This window comes from Pantoea sp. Seng (assembly GCF_009829935.1).
Classification (GTDB): Bacteria; Pseudomonadota; Gammaproteobacteria; order Enterobacterales; family Enterobacteriaceae; genus Pantoea; species Pantoea communis.
In genome coordinates, this window is record NZ_SZZV01000025.1 from 58118 (window position 1) to 64435 (window position 6318).

The 6318-nt window shown below is 53.8% G+C and carries 7 protein-coding genes and 2 pseudogenes; 2 read left to right on the top strand and 7 right to left on the bottom strand.

The annotated features are described in order from the left end of the window. Positions 1 to 26: 26 nt before the first annotated feature. Positions 27 to 773 carry an SDR family oxidoreductase gene (locus FD737_RS21165; RefSeq protein ID WP_160834511.1) on the bottom strand — a complete coding sequence of 249 codons (747 nt, stop codon included), beginning with the start codon at positions 771 to 773 and terminating at the stop codon, positions 27 to 29. Between the two features lie 99 nt (positions 774 to 872). On the opposite strand from FD737_RS21165, the gene FD737_RS21170 reads away from it, so the two are divergent. After that, positions 873 to 1775: an AraC family transcriptional regulator gene (locus FD737_RS21170; protein WP_160834512.1), complete on the top strand. Its 903-nt coding sequence runs from the start codon at positions 873 to 875 to the stop codon at positions 1773 to 1775. Positions 1776 to 1816: 41 nt separating this feature from the next. On the opposite strand, the pseudogene FD737_RS21175 reads toward FD737_RS21170, so the two are convergent. Both FD737_RS21175 and FD737_RS21180 read right to left on the bottom strand, forming a co-directional pair. Continuing rightward, positions 1817 to 1948, bottom strand: a pseudogene (locus tag FD737_RS21175) (DUF2000 family protein); the annotation flags it as partial. A 208-nt stretch (positions 1949 to 2156) separates the two neighbouring features. Next, positions 2157 to 2393, bottom strand: a complete 237-nt coding sequence (locus FD737_RS21180; protein WP_097117877.1) for a hypothetical protein — start codon at positions 2391 to 2393, stop codon at positions 2157 to 2159. A 565-nt stretch (positions 2394 to 2958) separates the two neighbouring features. Here FD737_RS21180 and FD737_RS21185 point away from each other — a divergent pair. Then, positions 2959 to 3132, top strand: a pseudogene (locus FD737_RS21185) (flavin reductase family protein); the annotation flags it as partial. Between the two features lie 36 nt (positions 3133 to 3168). Here FD737_RS21185 and FD737_RS21190 read toward each other — a convergent pair. From FD737_RS21190 to FD737_RS21205, 4 genes are all read right to left on the bottom strand, one after another. Then, positions 3169 to 3552 carry a RidA family protein gene (locus FD737_RS21190; protein ID WP_160834514.1) on the bottom strand — a complete coding sequence of 128 codons (384 nt, stop codon included), beginning with the start codon at positions 3550 to 3552 and terminating at the stop codon, positions 3169 to 3171. A gap of 120 nt (positions 3553 to 3672) precedes the next feature. After that, on the bottom strand, positions 3673 to 4740 hold the full coding sequence (locus FD737_RS21195) for an ABC transporter ATP-binding protein (protein WP_160834515.1): 1068 nt from the start codon (positions 4738 to 4740) through the stop codon (positions 3673 to 3675). Positions 4741 to 4742: 2 nt separating this feature from the next. After that, positions 4743 to 5567 carry a carbohydrate ABC transporter permease gene (locus FD737_RS21200; RefSeq protein ID WP_160834516.1) on the bottom strand — a complete coding sequence of 275 codons (825 nt, stop codon included), beginning with the start codon at positions 5565 to 5567 and terminating at the stop codon, positions 4743 to 4745. Between the two features lie 9 nt (positions 5568 to 5576). After that, the coding region (locus FD737_RS21205; protein ID WP_160834517.1) for a carbohydrate ABC transporter permease at positions 5577 to 6318 on the bottom strand (742 nt) is incomplete at its 5' end.

A 6318-nucleotide genomic window follows, 5' to 3' on the forward strand; every position in this document is an offset into this window, starting at 1 on the left:
CCAGGCTATTTGCCTGGTTCTTATGCTTAGGTTGTCTGGTTGGCCAAAGCCACCGCATCTTCCCCGGCAGGAATGCGCATCGGTGCGTTGGGATCGGTTGCCGCTTGCCATATCGCGGCGGCGACATCTTCGGCTTTGGTGGTGGGCTGCGGTTGGTGCATGCCCGCCATAATCCCATCCAGCATCGGTTGGTAGGCGTCGAGGAAGGTTTGCTCCATGCGCGGCATGGCGTTCTTGCCGAAATCGGTGGTGGGCGCCAGGCCCGGCAACACCAGCCGCACATTAACATTAAACGGCTTCAACTCCAGCGCCAGTGATTCAGTGAACGCATTGACTGCGGCTTTGCTGCCGGTATACACCGCCAGCAGCGGCAGGGATTTCAGCGTCACGGTTGAGGTCACATTGATCACGGTACCGCCGCGTTTGGCGCGGAACTGAGGCAGCACCGCCTGCGTCATGGCGATGGTGCCCAGCGTGTTAGTCTCAAACACTTCGCGTACCGTGGACATCGGCATGCCTTCCAGGGAGGTCAGCACGCCTATTCCGGCGTTGTTCACCAGCACGTCGATTTCGCCTGCGTCAGCGATTGCCCGTTTGATGCTTTCTGCATTAGAGACGTCCAGCGGCAATAAACGTAAATTTTCCGAAGTCGGGAATAGCTCGGGGCGAGGATGACGCATAGTGGCAATCACCTTCCAGCCGCGTTCCAGGAAATAGATCGCGGTGGCGTGTCCGAAGCCAGAAGAACAGCCGGTGATAAGGATCGTTTTCATCTTTCACTCCTGCATTGCATTGGGTAGATGCTCACTATAGAGTCAGCGAGATGGACTCACTACAATGCAAAGTCCATATTTCATTCGCAGGAGTCCATAATGATCGATCCCCTTGCTGAGATAGTGTCGCTGCTGCAACCTCAGGCGGCCTTTTCCAAACGAGCACGCGCCAATGGTCGCTGGCGCGTCAATCGCAGTGAAACCGGACAGCCGTTTTACTGCCTGGTACTGGCTGGGCGCAGTCAATTGAAGATGAAAGGGCATGAACCCCTCTCACTTGAGCAGGGCGATTTTGTCCTGATCCCAGCGGCGTGGGAGTTCTGCATGAGCAGTGCCGAGCCACCCGATGACGATGCGCCTGAAACACTACCCGAAATGCTTAGCCCCGGTGAATTCTGGATTGGCGATCAGCAGAAGCCTGCCGAAGTGCAAACGCTGATTGGCTATTGCCAGTTTGGTGCGCCTGACGCGGGATTGATCGTCTCGCTGTTACCCCAATTTATTCATATTCGTGGGGAGTCACGGCTGACCACACTGGTACAACTGGTGATGGATGAGTGTCGTGCGCAGCGTCCTGCTCGCCATGTGGTACTGGAACGCCTGCTGGAACTGCTACTGATTGAGGCGCTGCGTTCGATGCCAATCTGTCATGCTTACCCTGGCGTGATGAGTGGTTTAGCCGACGAACGTCTGGCGGCGGCCATCCGCGACATTCACGCCAACCCGGCGCATCCCTGGACTGTGGCGCAATTAGCCAAAGTTTCCGCGCTATCCCGTTCGGCATTCTTTGTGCGTTTCCGCGCAGCAGTGGGCGTAGCGCCGATGGTTTATCTGCTCACCTGGCGCATGGCTTTGGCCAAAAATTTACTGCGTGGCAAAAATATGGCGGTAGCGGATGTCGCAGAACGCGTCGGCTATCGTTCCGCCAGCGCGTTTAGTGTGGCCTTCACCCGTTATGTGGGGCACCCGCCCGCATGGTTTGCCGCAGGTCAGGATATTTAGCGATAAAGCTTAAAATTACCTGTAAGGCTGGTGATTTTTTCTTAAGGGCCAATCAAGACAATTGCCACGAGCTCAATGTTGCCACTGTTCGCGCTGGCAATGCGCTCGCCGTATTCGTCATAGGTTTTGCAGGATTGCGCCAATGCGCTAAACGGCATGGTAACGATTTCGTCCTACGCGCGGCTCTTTATCCTGATAATCAGGAAGGACAGGTCGTTTGTGGAGCGATGCTGCATTAAAGTAAAGTCGTCTTAGGGTGCTGATACCGCTTTCATGGTAGAACCACTGTCCTGTATCTCCACAGGCATGAGACATGACCGGCATGTTCGGTCTAGAAATTCAAGTCCTCAGCTGCTTTAGGGTACTGATTAAAAACGCTGTTTAACCCGCAATGTACATTACCCATCCCATGATGCTTAAAGCAGATGTGAGAATATATCCCACACCTTCACCTGTCATATAGCGGCGCATGGTCATCTCAAATTGACCTACTTGGATTTTTTCGCGTTGTTCGTCATCAGTGGAGTTAAGGATGGTGCGAAAAGCCGCAATGCCATTGGTCATAAAAAGTGCGCAGACCGAGGCGATGGTAAGGGTAAGAACATCATGAATTTGCATTGGGGAGGCTTCTGCTCGTCAAATAATTGAGAGTTGATTTTAATGTGTTAGATTAATCGATTCAGTTCACATTTATCTATTATTGCTATCGCTGAAAGGTCCTTAATAGCGGCATCAACCAGGCCACTGTTAACAACATGGGTGTAATCCGCTGCACCTTTAACTCGCCCCTTTTTAAACATCTTGCTGATTTATTATCAGAAACTGACTTTGGAAAGGGAACTACCATCTTTTATGGCAGGCATCATCACTAAATGCCCGCAGCCCCGGATAGTCTGTTTTATATGCCATTCCTGCGAAGCCAGAGAGTTAGTGGAGTTTTTATACTTGACGCCATCACTCGCGTCATTATTTCGCCCCGAGAAAGCACCGTTGCGACGGCAGACAGGATCATCGTTTTAAATGATAGCAATGTGCCGGCTGGGATTAATTCATTCAAACAGGCGGCGCAGCGTGAAGTTCACGCCCATGGTCAGCAGGGGATCTGGCGGATTCCACTCTGGCTTCAGCAGTGACAGTAGGTAATCAATGATATCGTTGCGCCACCGCCTGCGGCGCTGAAGGTTCGCCAGTGGCGGCGGATGCGCTGGTGGCCTTTAGCTGCAAATTAGTTAATACCGTAGACTGGCATACGCACGCGATATTTCTTGGTGAGGTGACCCACGTGGCGCACCCCAACAGCGATGGGCAACCGCTGTTGTATCACGACCGTGGGTTCCATCAACTCTCAGCGCTGTAACTTAAAGAACGGGAGGGCAATTGCCTCCCGTTATGTTCAGGGCAACATAATTACCACATCAATTTCCAACAGCAATTCCGGTTCGGCGAGCGCAGAGATCTGAAACAGCGTGCTGGCAGGTAACTCAAGTCCTTCAAAGAAGCGCTGGCGTACCGGATGAATATGCGGCACCAGCGCCAGGTCGGTGACATAAGTGGTGGTGCGCACAATCCAGTCACGCTGTGCACCCAGCCCCTCCAGCAAACAATCGATATTGGCATACACTTGCTCGACCTGCTGCTGCATATCTCCAATGCCGACCACGTTTCCTTCTTCATCCCACGCGACTTGCCCGGTCGGGAATACCGGCGTTCCGGGACGAATTTTGACGTGATTGTAATAGCTGCGCGCCTTCAAACCGGCGGGATTGATAATGCTCATAACGCTCCTTAACCCTGTTTCGTTCGCGAATGTTCTCGCTTCAAGGCTATCACCCGTGCGCGTTGCCGGGTAAAGGTATCCTGGCAACGCCGCATTGCCACTAAAGCAACACGGCGGCGGTTACAAACGCTTTTGTGACGCGGCATCGAACAGCATCGCACGCGCATAATCCACTTCAACGGCAATCATATCGCCTGCTGCGGCACCGGAACGTTGGGTGGTAAACAGCATCACCTCATGCCCGAATAAGTTGCCGTGGATGAGCTCGGATAAACCGGTGGGTTCGACGAGAGAAACCTCCAGTGGCAGCGCGTGTGGAGAACCTGCTGAAGCCAGCGCTATGTTTTCAGGTCTGATGCCATAAATGACTTCACGACCTTCAGACTGATTGGCCCATGCCGGGTTAGCGGGCAACAGCGCGCTGTCGCCGATGCGTACGCCGTTTGTTGTGACAACGCCATTGATAAAGTTCATGGACGGTGAACCGATAAAGCTGGCGACAAACTTGTTGGCTGGCGTGTCATACAGTTCCAGTGGTGTGCCGACTTGTTGGATAACTCCGTGGTTCAGCACCACAATCCGGTCGGCCAGCGTCATCGCCTCAACCTGATCATGCGTGACATACACGATAGTGTTGTTCATCTGCTGATGCAGGCGTTTAATCTCGACGCGCATCTTGCCGCGCAGTTGTGCATCCAGATTGGAGAGCGGTTCATCAAACAGAAAGACCTGCGGCTGGCGCACGATCGCGCGTCCCATCGCCACTCGCTGGCGCTGGCCGCCGGACAGTTCTTTGGGACGACGATCCAGAAGATGTGAAAGATTAAGGATATCCGCCGCTCGCTTCACTTTCTCCTCAATCTCCGCACGCGGACGTTTCTGGATTTCGAGGCTAAAGCCCATGTTGCGTGCCACCGTCAGGTGCGGGTAGAGCGCATAACTCTGAAACACCATTGAGATATCACGATCTTTCGGGGCGACATCATTCATCAGTCGTTTTCCGATGCGGAGATCGCCGCTACTCGCCAGTTCCAGACCCGCAATGGTGCGCAGTAAGGTGGATTTGCCACAGCCGGACGGCCCGACCAACACCACGAACTCACCATCTTTAATCGTGAGGTTGATATCGCGCAGGACTTCAACATTGCCGTAGCGTTTGTCGATCTGCGCCAGTGTAATTTCTGCCATGTTTACCCCTTAACCGCGCCAGCGGTCAGACCCTGAACCAGATATCGTTGAATAAAGGCGAAGAACAGACAGGCAGGAATCAGCGCCATTACGGCGGCTGCCATCATTTCACCCCATGAAACGGCAAATTTGGAGACGAAGCTGAGTAAACCCACCGGGAAGGTCATCACTTCGTTTTTGTTGATCAGCATCAGCGAGAACAGCAGTTCGCTCCATGCGGCGGTAAACACGAAGCCGAGCGTTGCCGCCATTCCCGGTAACGTCAGCGGAACCAGTACCCGATACAGCGCCTGAAAACGTGTGCAGCCCTCCAGCATCGCAGACTCTTCCAGATCTTTGGGGATGGCATCAAAGAATGACTGCATCAAAAAGGTGGCAAACGGGACGTTAAAGGCGGTGTAAATCAGCACCAGACCCAGAAGACTGTTGGTCAGGCCGAGCGGGGCCATCACGCGATAAATCGGGGCGATGATCATCACCAAGGGGAACATCTGCGTGAACAACAGCAGCGCCGCCATCACCATCTTGCCGCGAAAGTGAAAACGCGAAAATGCATAGCCGGCACCAGCAGCAATCAGCGTGGTCAGGAAAGCGGTGCTGAAAGAGACGATCAGACTATTGCTGAAGAAGGTGGGGAAATCACTGTCGGTGAGCACTTTTTGAAAGTGGCCTAAAGTGAAGCCGCCCGGCAACAGTGTCACGCCCTGGCTGAACAGCAGCTGATCCGGTGTGACTGAAATCTTAATGATCCAGTAAAGCGGAAACAGGGCAAACAGCAGGTAGAGGCCAATACTCACGCGGTGACCAATCATCGGTAACAGTTTCATTTCGCCTCCTTATTTCAACAGTTGATGACGAATGCGCAGCAGAACCAGCGCGTAGCAGGTCATCAGCAGTAACAGAAACACCGCCATTGCCGAGGCATAGCCAAAATCGAGTTTGCGATAGGCGGTGGTGAAGATGTAGCTGGAGAGAATCGAGGTGGATCCGGCGGGGCCACCGTCGGTCATCACCACGATCAGATCGGCGAAGTTGGCGATCCAGATGGTACGTAGCATCACGGTGATGGCGATCATCGGTGCCAGGAAGGGCAGCGTGACGCGACAGAATTGTTGCCAGCCGCTGGCACCGTCAATCGAAGCCGCTTCATACAGATCTTTCGGGATGGATTGCAAAGCGGCCAGCAGGGTAATGGCAAAAAACGGAATACCAAACCAGACGTTAGCAATGATCGGTCCCCACATGGCCAACTGAGGATCGGACAAGATATTGTATGGCTCGCTCAGTAATCCGAGATCGCTCAGCCACTGTGGCAACGGGCCAACCACCGGGTTAAGCAGCCAGGACCAGGTCAGGCCAGATAGAAAGGCGGGCACCGCCCAGGGCAGAAACACCAGCGCCTGCACCCAGCGACGAAAACGAAATTCGCGGTTGAGCAACAGCGCTAACGCCAGACCGAAGATAAACTGCAACAGCAGTGAGCTGAGCGTCCAGTTCAGCGTGTGACCGAGTGCTTTAAAAAAGCGCCGATCGTCAAACATTTCGGCAAAGTTATCCCAGCCCACCCACCCGCTATCC